This window comes from Streptomyces sp. NPDC111802, assembly GCF_055634335.1.
Genome location: NZ_JBVKCZ010000009.1, coordinates 175,874 through 199,667 on the forward strand (window position 1 = coordinate 175,874; position 23,794 = coordinate 199,667).

24 protein-coding genes are annotated in these 23,794 nt (G+C 70.4%); 11 read left to right on the forward strand and 13 right to left on the reverse strand.

The window, feature by feature from the left end; all coding sequences use genetic code 11:
• Window positions 1-5: 5 nt before the first annotated feature.
• The 5 genes from ACZ7NC_RS12490 to ACZ7NC_RS12510 form a co-directional block, all read right to left on the reverse strand.
• Window positions 6-800, reverse strand: a complete 795-nt coding sequence (locus ACZ7NC_RS12490) for a TetR family transcriptional regulator (RefSeq protein ID WP_471487417.1) — start codon at window positions 798-800, stop codon at window positions 6-8.
• Between the two features lie 37 nt (window positions 801-837).
• Window positions 838-1,863 carry a trypsin-like serine peptidase gene (locus ACZ7NC_RS12495; protein WP_471487418.1) on the reverse strand — a complete coding sequence of 342 codons (1,026 nt, stop codon included), beginning with the start codon at window positions 1,861-1,863 and terminating at the stop codon, window positions 838-840.
• Between the two features lie 192 nt (window positions 1,864-2,055).
• Window positions 2,056-2,544, reverse strand: coding sequence for a thiol-disulfide oxidoreductase DCC family protein (locus ACZ7NC_RS12500; RefSeq protein WP_471487419.1), 489 nt, complete (start codon window positions 2,542-2,544; stop codon window positions 2,056-2,058).
• A 12-nt stretch (window positions 2,545-2,556) separates the two neighbouring features.
• Window positions 2,557-2,964, reverse strand: a complete 408-nt coding sequence (locus ACZ7NC_RS12505; protein ID WP_471487421.1) for a hypothetical protein — start codon at window positions 2,962-2,964, stop codon at window positions 2,557-2,559.
• A 121-nt stretch (window positions 2,965-3,085) separates the two neighbouring features.
• Window positions 3,086-3,496, reverse strand: coding sequence for a VOC family protein (locus ACZ7NC_RS12510; RefSeq protein WP_471487422.1), 411 nt, complete (start codon window positions 3,494-3,496; stop codon window positions 3,086-3,088).
• A 68-nt stretch (window positions 3,497-3,564) separates the two neighbouring features.
• Here ACZ7NC_RS12510 and ACZ7NC_RS12515 point away from each other — a divergent pair, with 68 nt between their 5' ends.
• Both ACZ7NC_RS12515 and ACZ7NC_RS12520 read left to right on the forward strand, forming a co-directional pair.
• A complete protein-coding gene (locus tag ACZ7NC_RS12515) occupies window positions 3,565-3,957 on the forward strand; it encodes a hypothetical protein (protein WP_471487423.1) in 393 nt (130 codons plus the stop codon).
• Window positions 3,957-6,446 (forward strand): DUF4132 domain-containing protein, encoded by a 2,490-nt coding sequence (locus tag ACZ7NC_RS12520; protein WP_471487425.1) that lies wholly within the window; start codon window positions 3,957-3,959, stop codon window positions 6,444-6,446. The genes ACZ7NC_RS12515 and ACZ7NC_RS12520 overlap by 1 nt, the downstream gene beginning before the upstream one ends.
• A gap of 76 nt (window positions 6,447-6,522) precedes the next feature.
• Here ACZ7NC_RS12520 and ACZ7NC_RS12525 read toward each other — a convergent pair whose 3' ends face one another.
• From ACZ7NC_RS12525 to ACZ7NC_RS12545, 5 genes are all read right to left on the reverse strand, one after another.
• Window positions 6,523-7,284: a succinate dehydrogenase iron-sulfur subunit gene (locus ACZ7NC_RS12525; RefSeq protein WP_471487426.1), complete on the reverse strand. Its 762-nt coding sequence runs from the start codon at window positions 7,282-7,284 to the stop codon at window positions 6,523-6,525.
• Window positions 7,284-9,038, reverse strand: coding sequence for a succinate dehydrogenase flavoprotein subunit (gene sdhA / locus ACZ7NC_RS12530; protein WP_471487427.1), 1,755 nt, complete (start codon window positions 9,036-9,038; stop codon window positions 7,284-7,286). Before sdhA ends, ACZ7NC_RS12525 begins: the two co-directional genes overlap by 1 nt.
• Window positions 9,039-9,061: 23 nt before the next feature.
• Window positions 9,062-9,556: a succinate dehydrogenase hydrophobic membrane anchor subunit gene (locus ACZ7NC_RS12535; RefSeq protein ID WP_471487429.1), complete on the reverse strand. Its 495-nt coding sequence runs from the start codon at window positions 9,554-9,556 to the stop codon at window positions 9,062-9,064.
• Window positions 9,557-9,565: 9 nt separating this feature from the next.
• Complete coding sequence (gene sdhC / locus ACZ7NC_RS12540) at window positions 9,566-9,946, reverse strand: succinate dehydrogenase, cytochrome b556 subunit (protein WP_435211500.1); 381 nt, start codon at window positions 9,944-9,946, stop codon at window positions 9,566-9,568.
• Window positions 9,947-10,134: 188 nt separating this feature from the next.
• On the reverse strand, window positions 10,135-10,710 hold the full coding sequence (locus ACZ7NC_RS12545; protein WP_471487430.1) for a 2-oxo-4-hydroxy-4-carboxy-5-ureidoimidazoline decarboxylase: 576 nt from the start codon (window positions 10,708-10,710) through the stop codon (window positions 10,135-10,137).
• Window positions 10,711-10,865: 155 nt separating this feature from the next.
• Between ACZ7NC_RS12545 and ACZ7NC_RS12550 the strand changes: the two genes are divergently transcribed.
• From ACZ7NC_RS12550 to ACZ7NC_RS12560, 3 genes are all read left to right on the forward strand, one after another.
• Window positions 10,866-12,536, forward strand: coding sequence for a beta-N-acetylhexosaminidase (locus ACZ7NC_RS12550; protein ID WP_471487431.1), 1,671 nt, complete (start codon window positions 10,866-10,868; stop codon window positions 12,534-12,536).
• A gap of 76 nt (window positions 12,537-12,612) precedes the next feature.
• Window positions 12,613-13,116 carry a hypothetical protein gene (locus tag ACZ7NC_RS12555; protein ID WP_471487432.1) on the forward strand — a complete coding sequence of 168 codons (504 nt, stop codon included), beginning with the start codon at window positions 12,613-12,615 and terminating at the stop codon, window positions 13,114-13,116.
• A gap of 116 nt (window positions 13,117-13,232) precedes the next feature.
• Window positions 13,233-13,844: a hypothetical protein gene (locus ACZ7NC_RS12560; RefSeq protein WP_471487434.1), complete on the forward strand. Its 612-nt coding sequence runs from the start codon at window positions 13,233-13,235 to the stop codon at window positions 13,842-13,844.
• Window positions 13,845-13,866: 22 nt separating this feature from the next.
• Here ACZ7NC_RS12560 and ACZ7NC_RS12565 read toward each other — a convergent pair whose 3' ends face one another.
• Window positions 13,867-14,361 (reverse strand): DUF1877 family protein, encoded by a 495-nt coding sequence (locus ACZ7NC_RS12565; RefSeq protein WP_471487435.1) that lies wholly within the window; start codon window positions 14,359-14,361, stop codon window positions 13,867-13,869.
• A gap of 167 nt (window positions 14,362-14,528) precedes the next feature.
• Here ACZ7NC_RS12565 and ACZ7NC_RS12570 point away from each other — a divergent pair, with 167 nt between their 5' ends.
• A complete protein-coding gene (locus ACZ7NC_RS12570) occupies window positions 14,529-14,912 on the forward strand; it encodes a hypothetical protein (RefSeq protein ID WP_471487436.1) in 384 nt (127 codons plus the stop codon).
• Between the two features lie 139 nt (window positions 14,913-15,051).
• Here ACZ7NC_RS12570 and ACZ7NC_RS12575 read toward each other — a convergent pair whose 3' ends face one another.
• Window positions 15,052-15,939 carry a septum formation family protein gene (locus tag ACZ7NC_RS12575; RefSeq protein WP_471487438.1) on the reverse strand — a complete coding sequence of 296 codons (888 nt, stop codon included), beginning with the start codon at window positions 15,937-15,939 and terminating at the stop codon, window positions 15,052-15,054.
• A 297-nt stretch (window positions 15,940-16,236) separates the two neighbouring features.
• Here ACZ7NC_RS12575 and ACZ7NC_RS12580 point away from each other — a divergent pair, with 297 nt between their 5' ends.
• The 5 genes from ACZ7NC_RS12580 (at window position 16,237) to ACZ7NC_RS12600 (ending at window position 22,655) form a co-directional block, all read left to right on the forward strand.
• Window positions 16,237-16,854, forward strand: a complete 618-nt coding sequence (locus ACZ7NC_RS12580) for an RNA polymerase sigma factor (protein ID WP_471487440.1) — start codon at window positions 16,237-16,239, stop codon at window positions 16,852-16,854.
• Window positions 16,855-17,090: 236 nt separating this feature from the next.
• Entirely contained in the window at window positions 17,091-17,942 is an 852-nt protein-coding gene (locus ACZ7NC_RS12585; protein ID WP_471487441.1) for a hypothetical protein, read from the forward strand.
• A gap of 293 nt (window positions 17,943-18,235) precedes the next feature.
• Window positions 18,236-20,476 carry a peptidoglycan recognition protein family protein gene (locus tag ACZ7NC_RS12590; RefSeq protein WP_471487442.1) on the forward strand — a complete coding sequence of 747 codons (2,241 nt, stop codon included), beginning with the start codon at window positions 18,236-18,238 and terminating at the stop codon, window positions 20,474-20,476.
• A 443-nt stretch (window positions 20,477-20,919) separates the two neighbouring features.
• On the forward strand, window positions 20,920-21,582 hold the full coding sequence (locus ACZ7NC_RS12595) for an RNA polymerase sigma factor (protein ID WP_471487443.1): 663 nt from the start codon (window positions 20,920-20,922) through the stop codon (window positions 21,580-21,582).
• Complete coding sequence (locus ACZ7NC_RS12600) at window positions 21,582-22,655, forward strand: hypothetical protein (RefSeq protein ID WP_471487445.1); 1,074 nt, start codon at window positions 21,582-21,584, stop codon at window positions 22,653-22,655. The genes ACZ7NC_RS12595 and ACZ7NC_RS12600 overlap by 1 nt, the downstream gene beginning before the upstream one ends.
• 200 nt (window positions 22,656-22,855) lie before the next feature.
• On the opposite strand, the gene ACZ7NC_RS12605 is transcribed toward ACZ7NC_RS12600, so the two are convergent.
• Window positions 22,856-23,674 carry a L,D-transpeptidase family protein gene (locus ACZ7NC_RS12605; RefSeq protein WP_471487447.1) on the reverse strand — a complete coding sequence of 273 codons (819 nt, stop codon included), beginning with the start codon at window positions 23,672-23,674 and terminating at the stop codon, window positions 22,856-22,858.
• Window positions 23,675-23,794: the final 120 nt, after the last annotated feature.

Here is a 23,794-nt window from a genome sequence, read left to right on the forward strand (position 1 = left end):
CGGTTTCAGGGGCGCTCGTCCTCGGCGGGCGCCCCCTTGCCGGTGGCGTTCCCCTCCGCCTTGTCCGCCTTCCTCCTGGCCGGATCCGGAATGGCGTTGGTCATCCCCGGCAGGAAGTCCGTGAACAGGTCGTGCACCTCGCGCACCAGCGGCCGCAGCACCCGGAACCGCGCCAGTGTCACACCACGCGCGGTCAGCCGGGCGCCCCGCTCGGCGAGCCGGTAGCTGCGTTCGCGGCCCTCGGTGCGGTCGAAGATCCAGTACAGGACGAGCCCCATCTGGGCGAGCCACATCAACTCCGGCAGGACGTCCCGGAGCTCCTCGGGCACCTTGGTCTTCGTCGCGCCCGCCAGCACCTGCCGATGGATGCTGATGGCCTCCACGCGCGCGTGCTCCGACTCCGCGGAGAAGGGACTGAGCGGACTGTCGGGATCGGCGGCGTTCTTGAAGAACTGCACCGCGAACTCGTGGTAGGGCGTGGCGATGTCCAGCCACACCTTCAGCACACCCGCGAGCCGCGCCTCCAGGTCGGTCTCGCGCGCCAGGACGCCCCGGATCGCCGCCTGGTGCTCGGCGGCGATCCGGTCGTAGAAGCCCTGGATCAGGTGTTCCTTGCCCTCGAAGTAGTAGTACGCGTTGCCGACGGAGACCCCGGCCTCCTGGGCGATGGCCCGCATCGTCGTCTTGTCGTAGCCGCGCTCCTGGAACAGCCGCATGGCGGTCTCCAGGATCAGGGCACGGGTCTGCTCGGACTTGCTGGGTGCGTCGCCCTGTTCAGGGCTGTCGTTCTTCGAGGACACGGAACGAGAGCCTAACGAGTGCCGCTGCGGCCGACCGTCAGGAGGCCTGTGCCGTCTGGTACAGGTTCTGGGCGTCGGCGCCGAAGTACGGGCCGTACATCCGGTTCGGCAGGAAGTTGTACTTGAAGCTGTTCACCGAGGACAGCAGGCCGGTGCCCGTGGACTCGTTGAACTGCGTGAACCAGGGGCCGCCGCTGGCGCCGCCGGTCATGTTGCAGTTCATGCCGTGGTCGTTGGACAGCAGGAAGTCCCGGCTGGTGCTGCCGCTGCAGTAGATGAACTTCTCGCCGTCGTACGGGGCGGCGGCCGGGAAGCCGAACGAGTACATGCGCAGGTTGTAGCCGGTGTTGAAAGCCAGCCCCTGCCCGCCGACGACGTCCGTGAGGAGCTTTCCGTCCAGCGGGGCGACGACAGCCGCGCCGACGTCGTAGTTGATGTCCTCGCTCGCCGTCCACTGCGGGGTGGACAGGGTCTTCGACGCGGTCCAACGTCCGTGGGGGGCCTGTCCGTCGTGGTAGCCGGGTACGAAGACCCAGTTGGTGTGCCAGGCTCCCTCCAGCTTCACGCAGTGGCCCGCCGTGATCACGGTGCTCTTGTTGGCGCTGGTGACGGCGTTGCCGGAACAGGACGCCGTACGGCCCTGGTAGGTGAAGAACACGCGGCCCGCCGTGGAGACGACCGCGCCGCCGCCGGTCCACTGACCGCCGCCGTTGGGGAAGGCCATCAGGCCGATGCCGGACGCGGCCTTGCCGACGGCCGCTGCCGGGGCGCTGGGCGCGATGGTGGTCGCCGCGCCCTTGAGAGGCGCCGAGCCGCCGTCGAAGTGGCCGTTGACGGTCACCAGGTCGAGCGGGGTCGCCTCGCGCATCCGCTCCGAGGTCCAGAAGTCACGGGCCTGCTGCTGTGCGCCGGCCGGGACCGAGCTGACGCCGGTGGTGGTGTCGGGCCTCGGCGCGGCGCCCGCGGGAGTGGCGAGGGTGCCCGCGGTGAGCAGCGCGGTGACGCCGACCAGGGCGCCGAGGACGGGACGGGGCAGGCGGGATATGCCGGGTATGCCTCTCACGCGTACTCCTTCTGCGATGGGGGACCGGGCGACCGGATGGCCGCCCGGCAACCGACAGTCGGTGCGAGTGCGGAGTGGAGAACCTGAGGCAGAGTGCCAACCCGAGCGCGGTTTTGGAAGGGTGCATGCCAGAATCCGAGTCCGGAAGAGCGCCATTCGGGGTCGAGTTGGTCTCTTTCGCCGCCGACCTCGCTACCCGGTGGCGCAGGTGCCGTCCTCACATCCCGGCGCGTTGTACCTCCAGCCCCGACCCGGGTCGTACGACCACCCGTCCCCGCGCCGGTAGGCCCGCCCGCCCCACTGTCCGCCGCGCCACTTCGCGGCGGCGAGCACGGCCCCCTTGGCGAGCCGCGCCCCGGACGGAGTGCTCAGGCGATGCGCGAGTCCCCTGTGCTCGCGCAGCGCCCACAGCGTGACGATCCAGGCGGCGCCGCCCCGGTAGACCTGCCCGGCGTCGCCGACGACGGTGATCTCGTCGAGGGTGGCGCCGTGATCGAGGCCGGGGAAGCGCCGCCGGGCCTCCTCGGACCCGGCCGGCACCATCTCCAGCGGCACCAACTGCGGCTGCTTCACGAGCCAGTCGCGCAGGAAGGTGCACAGCGAGCACTGGGCGTCGTACAGGACGGTGAGTCCGCGGACCGCGGCACCGGCCGCCCCGTGTGCTGTCGTGTCGACTGCCATGTCGGCGCCCGCTCAGGCCCCGGCCGACGGGGTGACCCAGCCCTGCGGCGGGACCGGAGGCACCTGCTCGCGCTCCATCACCCCGCGCCGCCGGATCTTGTTGAGCACGTAGACGTTGCCCAGGTGCATCACGCCGAGCACCAGCAGCACCACGCCGAGCTTGGTCGACAGGGCCTCGAAGATGCCCCGGGTGTCGAGGACGGTGTCGTCGTCGCTCAGATACAGCGCGACGAATCCGAGGTTGACGAGGTAGAAGCCGACCACGAGCAGGTGGTTCACGGCGTCGGCGAGCTTCTCGTTCCCGCGCAGTACGTCGGCGAGGAAGATCCGCCCGTTGCGGCTGAGTGTGCGGGCCACCCAGACGGTGAGCGCGATGCTGACGGCCAGGTAGATGACATAGGCGATGACCGTGCGGTCCATGGCCTCCCCCTTCTTGAACGCGTTCAAAACTCTGACGGGAGAGACTCTAGACCCCGGCTTTGAACATGTTCAACTCGCTTGCGGCGAGGTCTGCGTCACGCCGCCCCCGCCGGGACCCTCGTCAGGTTCTGCGTGCGAGCTCCGGCCGTTTGGAGTAGTCCGTGAACCCGATGACGTTCCCCCAGGGGTCGGCGATCTCGACGGTCCAGCCGGTCGCCACGGAGAAGGGCGCGTCGAGCGGCTCGACGCCCGCGTCGCCCAACGCCCGCGCCGCCGCCCGTGCGTCCGGCACCTCCAGCCATACGCGGGGGGAGGGCCACGGCGGCGGCCGGTGCCCCACCGCCTCCTCCTGGCGCAGCAGCAGGCCCGGCGTCTCGCCCCCGACCTTCAGCACCGCGATCCCGGCCTCGTCGAGCCGGAACCCGACCGCGAACCCGGCCCGCTCGTAGAACCCGACGGCCTCCGCGAGGTCGCCGACCGGCAGCAGCACATTGTCGAACCCGAGCAGTTCGTACGACTCGTCATCTGACATACCGTCAGGGTAAGGCGATGATCGGCCGGATCCGGTGATTGTCAGTGCCGCCTCGTACTGTCGTCGGCATGGGAATCGTGATGTTCGTCGACGAGACGACGAGCGGGAGCCGTAGCGACGGCTGGGGGCTGGAGATCGCCGAGGAGCGGCTCACCGTGCGTGAGCTGGTCCGGCGCCGGGTGTTCCAGGAGGTCGCCGAGTACAACGCGCGTATGCCGGAGGTCTTCCAGGGGCTGGTGCAGCCGCAGGACGCGGAGCGCGTGCTGAACGGGTACGCGATGCGCACGGCCCGCCGGATAGACCCCGACACGCAGACCGAGCTGGCGCTCAGGGCTTTCGAGGGCAACGGCTTCCTCGTGCTCGTGGGGGACCGTCAGATCACCGGCCTCGACGAGGAGATCGAGCTCGGGCTCGGCACCGAGATCACGTTCCTCAAGCTCGTGGCGCTGGTGGGTGGCTGATGGCCGCCTCGACGCCGGAATACGCCCAGCTGGTCGGCGAGGCCCTCGACCTGGTCGAGGCCCGGGACGCCGAGCGGCTCGTCCCCGAACTGCTCGGGCTCTTCGAGATGACCGATGGCAAGTGGCGCCGGGACGGCCACAAGGTCGCCGAAGCGGTCTATGCCGCGGACACCGCCTTCCAGGCGCGGCTCCTGCACGGGCTGACCTTCCGGTACCACGAGCTGGAGCCAGGCACGGCCGGACGCCGCCACATCGTGGACCTGCTCAACAGCTTCCGGATGATGCGGGCCGCCGCCGAGGGGCAGCCGCCCGCCACCCGCGCCGCGCTGATCGGCCTGATCGCCGACCAGGACGTGCATCACGACCCGAGCGGGCTGGTCCGGCTCGCCGACCAGGAACTCGCGGACGGACGGGAGCTGTCCGGCGAGTTCGTCGCCGTGATCCGCCGCTCGTGTCTGACGGTGTGGAACGGCAAGAAGCGCCTGGGGGACCTGGTCGCGCGGCTCGACGGCCCCCCGGTGAATCCGGGCGAGGCCTGGTCCGACCGGGCCCTCGCCGAGGTGGCCGAGCTCGGCGGCGACTGGCGGCGACTGCTCGCCCACGCGGCCACGGCGACCAGCACCCGTCCGTCCGCGAAGTGGGACAGGACCGGCCGCGCTCTGATCGCGCCGCTCGATGCCGACGAGGTGCGGGAGCGGCTGCTGTCCTGGCTTCGGCTGGCGGGCAGGCCGCGCACCCGCCTCCTGCTCGAACCGCGCTACGGCCCGAATCCCAACGCCACCTTCGACCCGTACAACGCCGACGCCCTGCGCGGCCTGGCCTGGCTGCTCTCCCTCCTGCCCGCGCACCCCGAGACCGCCCGCACCCTGGGCGCCCTGGCCGAGACCACCCTGCGCAAGGTCGCGGGCCTCGGCCCGGTGAACCCCAAGGTCGCCAACGCCGCGGTCAACGCCCTGGCCCGCATCGACGGCGAGCCGGCCCTCGCCGAACTGGCCCGTCTGACCACCCGCGTCACCTTCAAGGGCACGCTCAAGGTCCTGAACACCGCGCTGGACGCCCGCGCGCAGGCGCTGGGCCTGGCCCGCGAGGAGGTCGAGGAGCTGGCCGTACCGGCGTACGGCCTGACGGAGGTGGGCCGCGCGGAGCACCGGCTCGGCGAGGTCACCGCACTGCTCGAAGTCCGCGGCCCCAAGGCGGTGTTGAGCTGGCGCAACGCGAGCGGCAAGGCGGTCAAGAGCGTGCCCGCCGCCGTACGACGCGACCACGCCGACGAGCTCAAGGAGCTCAAGAGCGCGGTCAAGGACATCGACAAGATGCTCTCGGCGCAGAGCGAGCGCCTGGACCGCCAGTTCCTGGCCCGCCGCACCTGGCCGTACGCCGCCTGGCGTGAGCGCTACCTCGACCACCCGCTGGTCGGCACCCTCGCCCGCCGCCTGCTCTGGAGGGTCGACGGTAGGACCGTCGGGTACGCGCGCGGCGAGCTGCGCACCCTCGCCGACGCACCGGTGACCGAGGGCACGCAGGTCGAACTCTGGCATCCGGCCGGCCACGAGCCCGCCGAGGTCGTCGCCTGGCGGGACTGGCTGGAGCGGCACGGCATCACCCAGCCCTTCAAGCAGGCCCACCGCGAGGTGTACCTGCTCACGGACGCCGAGCGCGCCACGCGGACGTACTCCAACCGCTTCGCGGCGCACTTCCTGCGCCAGCACCAGTTCCACTCCCTGGCGGCGATCCGGGGCTGGCACAACAAGCTGCGCCTGGCCGTCGACGACGAGGCGCCGCCCGCCGTGCGGGAGCTGCCCCAGTGGGGCCTGCGTGCCGAGTACTGGATCGCGGGCGACACCGGCGAAAGCTACGAGGACATCACCGACTCCGGCAGCTTCCTGCGTCTGCGCACCGACCAGGTCCGCTTCTACCCGATCGACGCCCCGCAGAACTCGGCGCACTGCTGCGGCGGCGAGTACCGCATGTGGCTGCGCGACGGCACGGACCCGGTCGAGGCGCTGCCGCTGACCGACATCCCGCCCCTGGTCCTCTCCGAAGTCCTGCGCGACATCGACCTGTTCGTCGGTGTGGCGAGCGTCGGCAACGACCCGACCTGGCAGGACGGCGGCCCCGACGGCCGCTTCCGGGAGTACTGGACGTCGTACGGCTTCGGTGAACTGGCCGCGAGCGCGCAGACCCGCCGAGCCCTCCTGGAACGCCTGATACCGAGGCTGGCCATCGCCGACCGCTGCACGATCGAGGGCCGCTTCCTGCAAGTGAAGGGCGACCGCCACACGTACAAGATCCACCTCGGCTCGGGCAACATCCTCAGGACCCCGAACGACCAGTACCTCTGCATCGTCCCCAAGTCCAACCCGTCCGCCCCGCAGGCCGGTTACCTGCCGTACGAGGGGGACCGGATGCTGGCGGTGATCCTGAGCAAGGCCATGATGCTGGCCGACGACACGAGGATCACGGATCCGACGATCCTGAGCCAGTTGTAGGCGAACCGGCCACGAACGCCGCAGGGCCCTGCTCCCGAAGTGACGGAAACAGGGCCCTGAGGCGGGTGCCGGAAGGTCAGAACCGGCGCGTGATCAGCGCCTTCTTCACCTCGGCGATCGCCTTGGTGACCTCGATGCCACGCGGGCAGGCGTCCGTGCAGTTGAAGGTCGTGCGGCAGCGCCACACGCCGTCCTTGTCGTTGAGGATCTCCAGGCGCTGCTCGCCGGCCTCGTCACGCGAGTCGAAGATGAAGCGGTGCGCGTTGACGATGGCCGCCGGGCCGAAGTACTGGCCGTCGTTCCAGAAGACCGGGCACGAGGAGGTGCAGGCGGCGCAGAGGATGCACTTCGTCGTGTCGTCGAAACGCTCACGGTCCTCGGCGGTCTGCAGACGCTCGCGCGTGGGCTCGTTCGTGTCCTTCGTGATGAGGAAGGGCATGACGTCCCGGTACGCCTGGAAGAACGGCTCCATGTCGACCACGAGGTCCTTCAGGACCGTCAGGCCCTTGATGGGCTCGACCGTGATCGGCTTCTCAGGGTTGATGTCCTTGATCAGCGTCTTGCACGCGAGGCGGTTCTTGCCGTTGATCCGCATCGCGTCGGAGCCGCAGATGCCGTGGGCGCACGAGCGACGGAAGGTCAGCGTGCCGTCGACATCCCACTTGATCTTGTGGAGGCCGTCGAGGACGCGCTCCTTGGGGTCGATCTCCAGCTGGAAGTCTTCCCACACAGCCTCAGCGGAGACTTCCGGGTTGAAGCGGCGGACCCGGAACGTGACCGTGATGTACGGGGAGGCCGCGGACTCCGCCTCGACCTTGTCCATAACGGGGGTTGCCATCAGTACTTACGCTCCATCGGCTGGTAGCGGGTCTGGACGACCGGCTTGTAGTCGAGACGAATGGACTCCGTGCCGTCGTCACCCACCTCGCGGTACGCCATGGTGTGGCGCATGAAGTTGACGTCGTCGCGGTTCGGGTAGTCCTCGCGGTAGTGACCGCCGCGGGACTCCTTGCGGGCCAGCGCCGAAACCGCCATGACCTCGGCGAGGTCCAGGAGGTTGCCGAGCTCGATGGCCTCCAGCAGGTCCGTGTTGAACCGCTTGCCCTTGTCCTGGATCGAGACGTTCCGGTAGCGCTCGCGCAGCTCCGCGATCTTCTCGACCGCCGTCTTGATCGTCTGCTCCGTGCGGAACACCATGACGTTGGCGTCCATGGTCTCCTGGAGCTCCTTGCGGAGGGTCGCCACCCGCTCGGTGCCGGTGGACGAGCGCAGCTGCTCCACCTGCTCGATCACCAGCTCCGCCGGGTTCTCCGGCAGCTCGACGAAGTCCGCCTTCTGGCTGTACTCGGCGGCGGCGATACCCGCACGGCGGCCGAACACGTTGATGTCCAGGAGCGAGTTCGTGCCGAGGCGGTTCGCGCCGTGCACCGACACACAGGCGACCTCACCGGCCGCGTACAGACCCGGGACCACCGTGGTGTTGTCGCTCAGGACCTCACCCTCGACGTTCGTCGGGATGCCGCCCATCGCGTAGTGCGCGGTGGGCTGGATCGGGATCGGGTCCGTGTACGGCTCGATACCGAGGTAGGTGCGCGCGAACTCCGTGATGTCGGGCAGCTTGGCGTCCAGCTGCTCCGGCGGGAGGTGCGTGAGGTCCAGGTAGACGTGGTCGCCCTCGGGACCGCAGCCGCGGCCCTCGCGGATCTCCGTGTAGATGGAGCGGGAGACGACGTCACGGGACGCGAGGTCCTTCATGACCGGCGCGTACTTCTCCATGAAGCGCTCGCCGTCCTTGTTGCGGAGAATGCCGCCCTCACCGCGGGCGCCCTCCGTCAGCAGGATGCCCATGCGCCAGATGCCGGTCGGGTGGAACTGGAAGAACTCCATGTCCTCCAGCGGCAGACCCCGGCGGTACACGGCCGCCTGGCCGTCACCGGTCAGCGTGTGCGCGTTCGACGTCACCTTGAAGAACTTGCCGCAGCCGCCGGACGCGTAGATCACGGCCTTCGCCTGGAAGACGTGGATCTCGCCGGTGGCGAGCTCGTACGCCACGACACCGGCCGACTTCTTGACGCCGTCGACCTCGGTGATCAGCTGGTCGAGGACGTAGAACTCGTTGTAGAACTCCACGCCCTCCTTGACGCAGTTCTGGTACAGCGTCTGGAGGATCATGTGGCCCGTGCGGTCCGCGGCGTAGCAGGACCGGCGGACCGGGGCCTCGCCGTGGTTGCGGCTGTGACCGCCGAAGCGGCGCTGGTCGATGGTGCCGTTCGGGGTGCGGTTGAACGGCAGGCCCATCTTCTCCAGGTCGAGGACCGAGTCGATGGCCTCCTTCGCCAGGATCTCGGCGGCGTCCTGGTCGACCAGGTAGTCACCGCCCTTGACCGTGTCGAAGGTGTGCCACTCCCAGTTGTCCTCCTCCACGTTGGCCAGCGCGGCGGCCATGCCGCCCTGCGCGGCGCCCGTGTGGGAGCGGGTGGGGTAGAGCTTGGTCAGCACGGCGGTGCGGCTGCGCTTCGTCGACTCGATGGCCGCGCGCATGCCCGCGCCACCGGCGCCGACGATGACGGTGTCGTACTTGTGGATCTTCATGAGTGGTTGCCTCAGCCCCGTGCCTAGCGGATGTTCGGGTCGAAGGTGAAGATCACCAGCGTGCCCAGCAGGATGGTGAACACCGTGGCGGTGTAGAGCAGGCCCTTCAGCCACAGCCGGGTGTTCGCGCGCTCCGCGTAGTCGTTGATGACCGTGCGCAGGCCGTTGGCGCCGTGCAGCATGGCGAGCCACAGCATCAGCAGGTCCCAGACCTGCCAGAACGGGGACGCCCAGCGGCCGGCCACGAAGGCGAAGCCGATCTTGGAGACGCCGCCGTCCAGCACGAGCTGGATCAGCAGGTGGCCGATGACCAGGACGACCAGCACGACGCCGGACAGGCGCATGAACAGCCAGGCGGCCATCTCGAAGTTGCCCCGGGTGGACTTGGGGGTCTTCTTGGTGCGCCGGCGCGGTGCCTCGATGTACGGGGCCGGGTTGTCGACGTTGTAGAGGGACTCGCCCTCGACCGGGCCGATACCGGCGGTGGTCTTCTCAGTCGTGACTGTGTTGTTTGACATGAGTACGCGTCAGCTCCCGAACAGTTCACGAGCGGCGTGGCCGAGGACGGGGTAGATCGCCCCGAGCATCAGCACCAGCCAGAGGCCGACGACGGACCAGAGCATCTGCTTCTGGTAGCGCGCGCCCTTCGACCAGAAGTCGACGGCGATGACACGCAGGCCGTTGAGCGCGTGGAAGAGGATGGCGGCGACGAGGCCGTACTCCAGCAGCGCGACGATCGGCGTCTTGTACGTGGCTACGACCTTGTCGTAGTCCTCGGGGGAGACACGCACGAGAGCGGTGTCCAGCACGTGAACGAACAGGAAGAAGAAAATGAGGACGCCGGTGACTCGATGAGCCACCCAGGACCACATTCCTTCCCGGCCGCGGTACAGCGTTCCAGCCGGCACGGAAGTTCCTCCGGGAGCGGGGATTGGGGCCGCGCCGGCTTTGCCTGTCGGTCGGGCCCGGCCGGGTACGGTCCTCCGGCCCCCAGCATCGTATCCACGTGGCGCCGCGCGGCTGAGCGGGGGTCAAGGTATGTGATCAAAGTGGCACGCGGATGGGGTATTGGCGGCTAATGGGACGGGTTGTCCCGCTAATGGCCGAGTACGGCGCCGTGCGGGCTGGTCGCGCCGTTCTCCGCGCCCCTGAGGGCGTGCAGCAATCGTCCCTTCGCCAGGCGGCGGAGTTCCTCTGCCGCCACGACCCGTTCCTCCTCCGGATCGTTTGCCAATCGTGACCGGATGCCTGCCAGTGCGTGGTCCAGGGCCTCGTTCGGTGCCAGGTTGTCCAGGCAGATGACGAACACGTGTCCGAACCTTGCCTCGTATGCGGCATTCGCCGCATTGAGTGCCGTATGGGCCGCTCCGTACGCCCCCTCCGGCAGCACCGGCAACGTTTCTCCTGCCAGCGCCTCCGCCAGATCGCCCGGCGCCAGGTCGTACGCCGCCTCGTCGGACGCGGCCAGCAGGGACTCGACGTCGGGATAGGGGCGGTGGGCCGCGATGCGGTCGGCCCAGCGAGGGCTGTTCAGACAGGCCAGCAGGGTGCGTCGGAGCTCGTCGGCGGGGGCGGTGTTGAAGGGCTCCAGCGCGTCCGGGGACGGTGGAGTGCGGGTCTGCTCGGGCAGCGACGGTATGGCGACTCGGCCGGGAAGGTGTGTGGGCGTCACGTGGGTTTCGGCAGGGGAATTTGGGGGAGAAGTGGCGCCACGTTACCGAGTGTGGGCATGAGGTGTCCGACGGATGCCCGAATTTCAGCCGAACGGGAGAGTTTCGGAGCGTGTGGTGGACGGCCCAGGGCGCGCACAGGGCCTAGGTTGGCGCCGTGAGTCAGCACAAGCACAGGCGCGGGGCACCGGCGAAGAGCGTCCTGAAGCAGACGTGGGTGCTGATCGTCGCGGTGCTCGTCGTGACGGTCGGGGCCGGAGTGAGCATCGGGCTCCTGGTCGGCGGTGACGACGGAGAGTCGTCGGCCGGTTCCGAGCAGCGGCGGTCCGCGCCGGGCACCTCGCCCTCCGCGGGCGCGGCCAGCCCCGCCCCCTCACCCACCCGCTCGTACCCGCTCTCGCAGGCCCCCAAGACCATCCCGGCCGTGCGCTCCCACACCGCGGCCCGTGGCCCCGGCTGGCGTCCCGCCGCCGGGGAGCGGGTCGTCGTGAGCGACTCGGGGCTCGCCGACGAGGGGCAGCTGATCGCCGGTGAGCTGGGGCTGACGTACGCCGGGCAGAAGGACGACGTGCGCGCCGGGGACGTACGGCTGGCGCTGAACGACGACGAGGGCGCGGACCCCGAGTCGTACACCATGACGGTGCGCGGTGGGCAGGTGGCCATCAGCGCGCCGGGCGAGGCGGGGGTCTTCTACGGGACCCGGACGCTCAAGCAGGAGGTGCACGACGGCGGTACGGCTCCGGAGGGCGTCGTGCGTGACGAGCCCGCCAAGCCGGTCCGCGGGTTCATGCTCGACATCGCCCGCAAGCACTTCACCGCGGACTGGATCGAGGACCGGGTGCGGGAGCTGGGCGATCTGAAGTTCAACCAGCTGGGGCTTCACTTCTCCGACGACCAGGGCTTTCGTATCGAGTCCGACTCGCATCCCGAGATCGTGTCCCAGCAGCATCTGACCAAGGCGCAGGTCAGAAAGATCATCCAGCTGGCCGAAAGTCGGCACATCACGATCGTGCCCGAGATCGACTCGCCCGGGCATCTCGGTGCCGTCATCGCCGCGCACCCGGATCTGCAGCTGCGCAATGTGAACGGTGTGGCGACCCGGGGTGCCGTCGACATCTCCAAGCCCGAGTCCGCCGAGATCGTCGACGACCTGCTGAAGGAGTACGCCGGCCTCTTCCCCGGCAGCCAGTGGCACCTCGGCGGCGACGAGTACCAGGCGCTGGTCGTCTCCGATCCCGAGGCGTCCTACCCGCAGCTCGCCACCGCCGCCCGGAAGACCTACGGCTCCGGCGCCGGCGTCGCCGACCTCGCGACCGGATGGCTCAACGACCGCGCCGACACCGTCCGCCCCCGCGACCGCACGCCGCGGGCGTGGAACGACGGGTTCTTCCAGGACACCTCCGTCCAGCCGGACAAGGACATCCAGGTGGCCTACTGGACGGGCAAGGAGATCGGGGCCCGGCTGCCGGTGGCGTATCTGAGCACGGGGCGGAAGGTCATCAACTACAACGACGAGTTCCTCTACTACGTGCTCGGGCAGCCGCAGACCTTCGTCTACCCGACCGGCGAGCGGATCTACGAGCAGTGGACGCCGCGGGTCCTGCGGGGGACGACGGCCGTGGCGGCCCGGTACGACGCCCAGATCCTCGGCGGGTCCTTCGCCGTGTGGTGCGATCTCGCGAACTCCCAGACACAGGCGCAGGTCGCGGCGGGGATCCGGATGCCGCTGCGGGCGACCGTGCAGAAGCTGTGGGACGCGGGTGAGCCGCAGTTGACCTGGGCCGAGTTCAGGGCGCTCGCGGACCGGCTGGACCGAGCCGCGGATTGACCCGTACGGCTGCGAATCCCTGTGCGATTGTGGTGTATTCGGCCCGAGCCGAACCAAGCAGCCAGGGGGGACCGGGATGGGCTACTGGGGGTACTTCGTCGTGGGCCGCAGTGAGCGGCCGCTGGCGGAGCTGGACGCGCTGGCGGGCGCCGAGGGGCTGACCCTGCGCGAGGAGGCGCCGGACGGCTGGCAGGTGTGGGAGTACCCGAGCGGGGACGGCGAGCTCGGCAACATGAACGACCTGGCCCGCGAGACCGGCGCGCCCGCGCTCTTCGGATACGTCATGGACAGCGCGTCGGTGGTGGTGGAGGCGGCGGCTCCGGAGAGCGGGGCGTGGACGACCTGTCTCGCGCGGGCCGCGATGGCCGACCGGCTCGGCATCTCGGACGAGGGCCTCACGCTGGAGGACTACTTCCTCGAACCCCCCGACGCCGCCGCGCGGGCCGTCGCCTGGGCCGCCGAGGCCGGGCACGAGGTGAACGCCGGGTCGGTGGTCGACGTACTCGGCGCTGAAGCGGACCCTTTGGCCGAAAACCTCTTCTTCCGTCTGCTCGACCGGCTCGGCGTCGTGCCCCTGTGACACTCCGGGGTCGTCGCACGCAGTAAGGGGAGGTGCGGGCTCCGTTAAGGACGGGCCTGCCAGGGGCCTGTGCGGGGGCCCCGACCCTCACAACTCACCCGCTTAGGGAGGCGTGGATGAGCCTGGTGGAACTGATCGCTCAGGCCGACGAGCGCGGGCTGGCCGCCAGCGGGTTGGCTTGTTTGGATCGCTGCGTACCGCTGCTCGGCGGTGACGACGAGGCGCTGCGGCCGCTGTGGGCGAACCTCGCGGCCGGCGGGGACCCCGCCGCCTGGGGTGAGTTGCTGGATCAGGTGCGCGGCAAGCTGGGCGTCGCGGAGATCGTGGACGACGAGGTGGTGGAGGACGAGGCCGCGCTGCTCGCACGCCGGATGCTGGCCGCCGCCCCCGCCGTACGGTCCGCCGCCGAGGCGCGGATCTGGGCCGACGCCTGCTCCCTCGCCGCGCTGCAGATCCACCGGCTGCTCGACCCCGCGCAGGACGACATCTCCTCGGACGGCGCCCCGCCCGAGGCCCTCGACTCCGTTCGGACGGGTGGGTCGCCTGCCGTGGGCCGTGCGGAGGGCATGTCGCCGCTCGTCGCCGCCGAACTGCGCCGCCAGATCAGCGTCCTGGAGCTGCTCGCCGGGCATGGCGCGGGCGGGCTGCGCCGGGCGCTGGAGGTGTCGACGGAGGGGCGGCGGGTGCTGCGGGCGGTGGTGTCGCGACGGGCCCGGGGCCGCAGCTGACGCCCGGGCCGCGCCGTCACGGTCAGTCCAGCAGCCACTTCACCACCGCGTCGCCGTACTCGGCCGTCTGTGAGTAGAAGGCGGTCAGATCGCGGTGGGTCGCCGCGAACAGGCCGCGCAACTCGGGCTCGGCGTCGGGTGCGTCGTACGGCCGCAGCAGCCGCATGCGCGCGCGCCGCCACAGGTCGTCGAAGTCGGCTCCCTTGAGGAACTCGGCGACCCCGCCCACCTGGGAAGCGGTGAGCAGCAGGAACGGCGGCAGGGCCGGGTCGGTGTGGAAGACCGGGCCGCCGCCGAGCACCACTTGGGTGCGGGGGCCTTCCGGGGCGTGGTTCGGGGGGATGCCGCAGTAGAGCTGCTCGACGTCGCCGTACAGCTTGTCGAGCACCTCCTCGCGATGCCGGCCGATCCGCTCCCGCACGGTGTTCCAGTCGTCCTCGAACAGACGTTGGAACCAGGTCGCGCTGTTGCGCAGGGCCGAGGGCGGCACCGCGCGCAGATGGAAGTACATGCTCATCAGTGAGTGGAGCGCACGGGAGCGGCGAAGCGTCACTCCGCCGTAAACCCGCATCCTGCGGGAGTCCTGTGACTGTCGTGGGGGCGAGGTGGGGCGGTCCTGCACCGGTCCCGGGAAGCCCCCGGATCCGGGTGACGAATCGCTGGTCGGACACGCTCTTCAAGGATGTGACGACTCAAGCTGAGACCAGGCCCGCAGCCGCGACCAAGCCGGTGCGGTGGGCGGCGGACGCGGTGGCGACGATGCGCGAGGGAGCCCGGCTGCGGCTCGACTACTCGGAGCAGAGCCTGTGGCGGGTCGACCGGATGATCGAGAGCCTGCGCCGCGAGCGGACTCCGTACGACGCGGTGGAGAACACGTTGCGCGGTTTCGGCGCGTACGCCGGTGAGGTGATCGCCCGTCAGAACGGCGCCGAGTGGTGGGCGACGGGCGGCGACCACTGGATCCGTACGCCCGACGGGCGGCTGTGGGATCCGATCGACGAGGCGCGGCGGTGTTTCGCGGGCGAGGGTTCGCTGCGGTTGCTGTGCCGGGACGCGACGCGGTCGTAGGGCGTCGGTGTGGACATGACCCGGGCCGGGACCCCGTGAATGGGCGGGGTCCCGGCCGGGTCAGGTGACGTCGGCGGTTACGGCGTCAGCGTCTGCCGGTGATCCGGCCGCCGGCCGATGACGCTGTTCCGAAGGGGCGTCAGCCCGCCCAGACCTCGGCGTCGTCGGCCGGGACGGTGGTGGCCAGGCCCAGTTCCTTGCGGGCGGCGACCGTCTTGTTCGGGTCGATGCCGCTGAAGGCGGAGTCGTAGGCGATGTAGAACGCGTCGGCGTCGGCGGCGTTCGCGGCCTTCCTCCAGTGCTCGGCGGTCTTCGTCAACTGCTCGCGGAGCTTGCCGACCTCCGTGCCCTCGATGCCCTTCAGACCCTTGAGGTGTGTGTCGAGGGCGGCGGCGACGGCCTTGGCCTGCGCCTTGTAACCCTTCAGGTCCTCCTCGACGTTGTCCTTCTCGGACTGGTTCGCCCACAGCGCGTCGTAGACCCCGTTGGAACCCGTCAGGAACGTGCTCTGCTCGGGCTTCAGGGACTTGGCGGTGTCCAACGAGCCGGTGAACGTGCCCGATTCATGGGTGTAGGTGCAGCTCACGGCGCGGTCACCCGTCGTCCAGCTCTCCTTGGTCGGGGTGTAGTAGAAGATCGCGACCCCCTTGGGAAGCGCCCAGGTGTCCGGGGCGAACTTCCCCGCCTCGACGGGGCAACGCTCGTCGGCGATGGCCGAGATCGCGTCGTCGCCGGGGTACGCCGAGCCCTGGTCGATCTTGAAATCGCCGACGACCTGGGCCGTGTGCGCCTCGGCGCAGGGCACGATCTCGACGAGCACCTCGGTGCCTTCGCCCTTGCTGTTCGGGTTGTAGCAGTCCCCGGTGGCCAGCGAGAACACCGAACGCTGGCGGGCCACCTTCTTCGCGCCGTCCTTGGCGCTGTCGACGGCGTCCGAGACATCCGAGCATCCCACCGCACCGATCGCGAGCAGGGCGACGACGGCGGATATGCCGCGAAGGGAGCGATACGGGCTGCGGATTGACATGGCGTTATATCCCTTTATCTAAGCTCTATATGGGCGGCGCGCCTCGTATGCCCTCGCTGTGACGGGGCTGTGCGAAGGTCGCGGCGTCTGTGACTGCCGGTGGCGCGCAATGGTTGTAGGCGACCGGTCGTGAGTTCCGGTTGCCGCCGCGTGGGACGGGCCGGGTGAGGGTGTCGTGCGGGCCTCCTGTGACACTTCTGTGCGCTCGGGCGCTGTTGAGCGTGGAGGGACGTGGGAAAGGGTGGCCGCATCGAAAGGTGCGGATTCGCCACGAACCGGTACGGATGAGGACAGTTCTTGGGCCAGCGAGGCGAACCCCGCCGCGTGCGTGCGCACGACGGGGAGTTGGGCGCGGCCGTCGCGCGGGCCCAGGAAGGCGACGAGGCCGCGTTCGCCGTGGCTTATCGGCTCGTGCAGCCGGCATTGCTGGGGTTTCTGCGCGGGCTGGTCGGGGACGACGCGGAGGACGTGGCGTCCGACGCCTGGCTGGAGATCGCCCGGGACCTCGGCCGGTTCAAGGGCGACGGTGCCGGGTTCCGGGGCTGGACCGCGACCATCGCCCGCCACCGGGCGCTGGACCATCTGCGCAGGCAGAAGGTGCGGCCCCGGTCGTCGGTGCTGGAGCAGGACGTACTGGAACTGCCCGGCCCGCACAGCACGCACGACCAGGCGCTGGAGTCGATCTCCACGGAGGCCGCCCTGGAGCTGGTCCGCGCGCTGCCGCGGGACCAGGCCGAGGCCGTGCTGCTGCGGGTGGTGGTCGGCCTCGACGCCCCCTCCGCCGCCCGTGTCCTCGGCAAGCGCCCGGGCGCGGTGCGGACGGCCGCGTACCGGGGGCTGAAGCGCCTGGCCCAGCAGCTGGGCGTCGCAAGTGTGACGGATGACGGCCCCCGGACGCTGGGGGAATCGAAATGAACAGTGAGGGCGACGGCGGCGGCCAGGGCGGTACACCGGCGCTTCGTTGAGACGAAGCCGGGTGTGCGGTGAGTCGTACGGGGCGTGAGAGACGTACAGGCTCTATGAGCTCGTGAGTCACAGCTGTCACACAAGTCACGCAGGTTGCGCGGATTGCGCAGTCGCAGAAGCAACACGCGCAGTCACAAGAGCAACAAAGGCCTACCAAGCAGGTCGGACAGGAACGGGAAACGGACATGGGTGAGCAGCAGAGCGGCGGTGGGTCCCCCGGCCGTCGGCGTGTGCACCCTGACGGCACGGTTTCCGGCCCCGCCTCCGGTCATGTCGTGGCGCTCGACGACGCCGAGCTGGAGGCGCTGCTCTCCGCCGCCGTACTGCGCGGGCTCCGACCGGACCTGGAGGGCGAGCAGCGGGCCGTCGCCGCGTTCCGTGCCGCCCGGGAAGCGGGGGCACTGCGGGCGCGCACCCGGCGCCGGGACGACTGGCGGCCCCGCGAGCAGCGACGCCTCGCGCTGTCGGTGAGGACCACGCTGTCCCTGTTCCTCGCGAGCCTCACGCTGGGCGGCGTGGCGGTCGCCGCGATCGGCTCGTCCGGCTCCTCGGACGCGCCCGCAGACGACAAGGCCAGGCCCACTCCGTCCGCCGGCGCCCCCGACCGTCCGGCGACCGCGCAGTCGACGCCGGGCGCCGGCTCCGCGAAGCCCGGCCATCCGGCCACCGCGGAGGACACCGAGGCCAAGTGCCGCGCCTACGACCAGGTCAAGGACGGCGGCCAGGCCCTGGACTCCACGGCCTGGCAGCGGCTGGTCACCGCGGCGGGCGGCGAGGAAAAGGTGGCGGCGTACTGCGCCGAGCAGCTGGCGCGGGCGGCGAGGAACAAGCCGAGCTCGGCCGCCACACCGGGCGGCGGCGCCGCGGGTGCGACGAACGGCGCCGACAATGCGGAGAACGGTGCGGGCAGCGCGGAGGGCGGCTCGGGCAGCGGGGAGAGCGGCGCGGACAGCGGGGGCGGCGGCGCGGGCAACGCGGACAGTGGTGTGCGCGGCGACCAGGCCGACAAAGCCCCCGAAAACGGCCAGAAGAGCTGAGCCCCGGGAAGAACCCCGACCTCGCGCGCCCCGGTGTATCCGTCAGGCCCGCGCGGCGCGGCGGTCGCGCCGGCCGATTCCGACGCCGGGTGACAAGTGATCTGCGTCACCAAGATCACGAACCGAGTGATGTTTCCCCGCCACGGCCCGCTGTTAGGGACGGCCACCTGTGAGTCGGGTGTGCCTCAGGTGACTTTCTTCGTGGCCTTGCGCCTTCTAGCGGCTTTGGGCCTTTTACTGGGGTGGGATTCGTCGTGAGTCGTCGTACGACGCGTGCGTACAGACCGTTGAGCTTGAAGCGCCGGGCATGGTTGACGCTCGGCGCCGTGGTCCTGGGGGGCGGGGGTGTGGTGACCTACGCGGTTGCCAGCCCGTCCGCCGATCCGGGCGCGGGTGGCAGGGCCAAACGACCGGTGAAGGTCTACGACCTCGCGCTGAAGGGGACCGCGGGCGGCAAGCGGGAACTCCCGCGCACGGACACCGAGCAGTTCTCACTGGTCGGCGTCTCCTGGACAGGTGCCGTCAAGCGGCTCGACGGCACGGCGCAGGTGCGCACCCGCGACCTGGAGAGCGGCGAGTGGAGTGCCTGGCAGGGCCTCGAGGTGAACATCGATCCGCCGGAGGACCCGGAGGCCGGGATGCGCGGCGCGTCCGAGCCGCTGTGGGTCGGTGCCTCCGACGGCGTCCAGGTCCAGGTCGTCCACGAGGACGGCACCACGGGCGCGCTGCCCAAGGGGCTTCAGGTCAACCTGGTCGATCCGGGCGTGGTGACCGACGCCGAGACCAAGGCCACCGAGCCGGCGGCGTTCGTCGCCGAGGAGAGCAGCCCGGCGGCTACGCCCACCGATTCCACGACACCCACCGACGGTACGACCGTCACGCCGACGGACAGCCAGACCACCACGTCGCCGGTGCCGACCGAGACCACGGCCACGGCGACGCCCACCGACTCGGCATCCGCGTCCCCCTCGACCTCGCCGAGCCCGTCGGCCACCACACCGACCGCGCCGCCGTCCACCGTGCCCAAGCCGCCGATGACCTCGCGCGCCGGCTGGGGCGCCGACGAGTCGCTCAGCCCCGACCCGTCGGAGTACAACGCCGATGTGAAGGCCGTCTTCGTCCACCACACCGACGGGGCCAACGACTACTCCTGCGCCGACTCGGCGTCGATCGTGCGCGGCATCTACGCGTACCACACGCAGGTCAACGGCTGGAACGACGTCGGCTACAACTTCCTCGTCGACAAGTGCGGCACCGTCTTCGAGGGCCGCAAGGGCGGTGTCGACCTGCCGGTGCTCGGCGCTCACACCTACGGCTGGAACCGTGAATCCGCGGGCATCGCGGTGCTCGGCGAATACACCTCCACCAGCGCCTCCAACACCGCGCTGACCTCCGTCGCCCGCGTGGCCGCCTGGAAGCTCGGCCAGTACGGCGCCGACCCGGCCGGCACGGTGCAGCTCACCGCCGGGGCGAGCCAGAAGAACTACTTCGGCACCAGCTTCACCGCGGGCACCCAGTACACCTTCAACCGGATCTCCGCCCACCGCGACGGCTACAACACCCAGTGCCCCGGCAACTCCCTCTACGCCCAACTGCCGACCATCCGCACCTGGGCGGCCGGCCCGGTGCAGGGGCTGAAGGTGACCTCGCTCGCCGGCGCGGGCCTTTCGAACGCCACGTACTACACCAAGGGCGCCCTCAGCGTGAAGTGGGCGGCCACCACCCCGTCCTCGCTCATCAAGAGCTTCCAGCTGCTGGTCGACGGCAACACCGTCGCCACCACCGCCGGCACGGCCACCTCCGTCAACACCACACTGGCCCTGGGCAGCCACACCGTCGCGGTGCGGGCGGTGCACCAGTCCGGCAAGACCGTGACCACGGCCGCCCTGAACGTCGTCGCGGAGACGACCGCACCGACCTTCACCACCACGCCGAAGCTCTCCCTGCGCACCGGCACCGTCAACACCACCGCGGTCCCGGTCACCCTCGGCTGGAAGGCCATCGACGACAAGGCGCTGCGCGAGGTGAAGCTGGTGTCCCCGACGGCCGCCACCTACGGCCCGACCATCACCACCGCCAACCGCACCGCCAACTCCGGTACGGCCGCCACCTGGTCGATGCAGGCGTTCGACTACGCCGGCAACTCCCGCACCGCCTCCGCCTCCTACACACCGGTGATCCTGCAGGAGACCTCGGCGGTGAAGTCCGGCAGCTGGACGAGCCGCTCCTCCACCAGCTACCTCGGCGGCAAGTCGTACTCCAGCGGCTCCAAGGGTGCCAGCCTCGCCTGGACTTTCACCGGCCGCTCCGCCTCCTGGGTGGTCTCCCGGGCCTCCACCTCGGGTCAGGCATACGTCTACGTCGACGGCGTCAAGGTCAGCACGGTCGACCTGAAGTCCGCCACCACCCTCTACCGGCAGGCGATCTGGACGAAGACCTGGTCCAGCAGCGCCCAGCACACCGTCAAGATCGTCGTGGTCGGCACCAGCGGCCGTCCCACCATCACCACCGACGGCCTCGTCTACATCAAGTAGCCCCAACCCCAAGTTGGACGAGGGACGCACGAAGCAGGGACCCTGGTCCCGCCTGGTCAGCCAGGCGGGACCAGGGCCTTGATGTTGATGGGAAGGTGGGAATCGCGCGCCTCGCAGGGCTGCCGGGTGGTCAAGATCTCGATGCCGACCGGGCAGAGCGGGTCATGCGCGAGACGGCCGGGGCCGCCACCCCCCACAGGAGAGGCCCCGGCCGTCGCACGGCACGGGCCGCGCGGCGGCCCGTACTTTCTACAGCGTCATGACTGCGTTTTCTGTCACACCTGGGCGGACACATCGCGGATTCCGGGGTAGTTGCATGTTGTACGGACATGGACGAGCAGTGGTTTCAGGCCGTAACGTGCCTTTCGCGCCGGACGCGGAGGGTGTATGACCACCGCAACGACCTGCGGTCTTGGCACCGCAACCACCAATTGAGGTATCCAGTGCTGGGGGACGACGCGGAGTTGACCGCCGCGGTGCTTGCGGCACAGGACGGGGACGAGACCGCGTTCCGGACTGTGTACCGCTCCGTGCACCCGCGGTTGCTCGGGTACGTGCGAACGCTGGTCGGCGACCCGGACGCCGAGGACGTCGCGTCGGAGGCATGGCTGCAGATAGCGCGTGACCTGGAGCGTTTCAGCGGGGACGCGGACCGCTTCCGCGGCTGGGCGGCCCGGATAGCGCGTAACCGCGCGCTGGACCACATACGCATGCGGGGCCGTCGGCCCGCGATCGGCGGCGACGAGACCGAGCTGACCGGGAAGGCCGCCGAGTCCGACACCGCGGGCGAGGCCATCGAGGCGCTGGCCACCGACGGCACCCTCTCCCTGATCTCCCGGCTCCCGCAGGACCAGGCCGAGGCGGTCGTCCTGCGTGTGGTGGTGGGGCTCGACGCCAAGACGGCCGCGGAGACCCTGGGCAAGCGTCCGGGTGCCGTACGGACCGCCGCGCACCGAGGACTGAAGCGGCTCGCGGAGCTGCTCGGCGACGATCCGGAATCGGCCGGGGTGCTCGATGCCCTGCCTCCCCAGCGAGAACCGCGCGGCCGTGCGGTGACGTCCGCGAGTGTGACGCATACGCGTTCGCGGACGCAGAAGGATGTGTGATGGCCGACGAGCTGTACAGATGGCTGGACCGCGAAACGGCGGAGCGTTTGCTGAGCGGAGAGCCACTAGAGGCTGTCGATGCCGTCGACCGCGACCAGGCCGAACGGCTCGCCAAGACGCTTGAGTCGCTGACCGTCGAACCCCCGCTGACCAGCGAGGAACTCCCCGGAGAGGCCGCCGCGCTGGCCGCTTTCCGGGCGGCCCGCGCACAGCGGGAGGACGCGTCCGCCGCCGTCGGCGACCGTCCCGGCCCGCACGCCTCCGATGTCTCCGACGTCGGGCTCGTCCGGATCGGCACCCCCGGGCGCACCGTCCGTCGCCCCCGCTGGACCCGTCCCGTACGGCTCGGCCTCGCCGCCGCGCTGGCCGTCGGCATGGTCGGCGGGGTGGCGGTCGCGGCCGGAACCGGAGTCCTGCCGACGCCGTTCGACTCGGACGAACCGGCCCGCCCGGCCGCCACCGTCCCGGCGCAGGTACCCACCGAGCGGCCGCTCATCTCACCCTCCCCGCGGACCGGTGCGCAGGACGAGCCCACCCCCGACGACGGCTCGAAGGGCTCCACCGACACCGGCGCCCCCGAGAACGTGACGCCCGGCGGCCCGGCCGCGGGCCACGAGTCCGCCTCCGGGGACCGGGACCGGTCCGGCGGCCGGTGGAAGGCCGTCACCTCCTACTGCCGCGACCTGCGCGACGGCAAGCCGCTGCCCCTGGACCGCCGGCGCACCCTGGAGGGCGCGGCGGGCAGTCCCGCACGTGTGCCGAAGTACTGCAAGAACGTCCTGTCCGCCGCAGGCGAGAGCACCCGGTCCCAGCAGGGCGACGAGGGCGGCGGCGAGGGCAAGGGCAAGGACAAGGGCGACGACGGCCGGGACGAGGAGAAGGACAGAGACAGGGACCAGGGCAAGGGACACGGGAACGGCCACGGCAAGGGCCGCGGCCATGACGAGGACGAGGACCACTCCCGTGCTCGCGACGGCCACCGCACCAACGGCGCCGCGCAGCTCCCGTCGACCGTGGCCGGTTTCCTGTCGGACCGGACCCCGCTGACCCCCTCCTCCGTCGCACGTCGCTGACCTGCGATTTCGTGGTTCGTGGAAATTTCTTCGGCCACAGAGTGACGTTTTCGGCCGCGGCGGCGCTGATGAGAGTGAGCCGACTGGTCATCGGCCGTCGCACAGAGCCGGGGTTCCCCCCGTACCTGCGGCTCGTGCATCGGCGCGGGCGGGACACGTTCCCCCGGTCCCGCCCGCGCCCCATATCCACCGTCCGCGCCTCACCAGTGGACGACGACCTTGTCGCCGGTCCGCACCTGCGCGAACATCTCCTTGATCGCCGGCTCGTCCGCCACATTGACGCAACCGTGCGAGGCGCCCCCATAGCCCCTGGCGGCGAAGTCGGACGAGTAGTGCACCGCCTGGCCGCCGCTGAAGAACATCGCGTACGGCATGGGGGAGTCATAGAGCGTCGACACATGGTGCCGTGACTTCCAGTAGACGGTGAACACACCTTCCCGGGTCGGTGTGTACTGCGACCCGAACCGCACCGGAACCGTCGCGACAGTCCGCCCGTCGACCATCCAGCGCAGGGTCCGGCTCGACTTGCTGATGCACAGCGCCCGGCCCGTCAGGCAGCGGGCGTCCGGCGCGTCGGCGGGCTGCCCGCCCATCAGATACAGGTCCCACTTGCCGGGTTCGCGGGTCATCCGCAGCAGCCGCTCCCAGGTGACCTCGTCGGTCTTCCCGGTCTGCGGAAGGCCGCGCTTGCCCTGGAAGCCCTCGACCGCCCGCTCGGTGAGATCGTCGTAGGTCCCGGTCGGCCCGTCGAAGAGCCAGGCGAGCTGCCGGAGCCGGGCCTGGAGCTCGCGTATGTCCCGGCCCGTGTCGCCCCGCTGCCACAGCACGGCGGGCGCGGCGGGCTCGGGCGTCCGGCCCGGCTTGTCGTCGGCCGGGGCCGACTTCGGGGACGGCGTGCCGTCCGGGAGCTCTATGCGTATCGGTGAGCGCCGCTCCCCGCCGGAGGACTGCACCGTGCAACCGCACAGCAGCACGGCGAACGCGGCTCCCGCGGCGAGTACGGCATTCGTTCTCCCCATCCCCATGCCTCTGGTACGCATCCCGACCCCCGGCGTCTCACACCGGCCACCCCGATGTCACCTGAGATGTTCCCCGCACGTGACCGGTCGCGAACTACGCGGCATGGTTGGACACAGAAG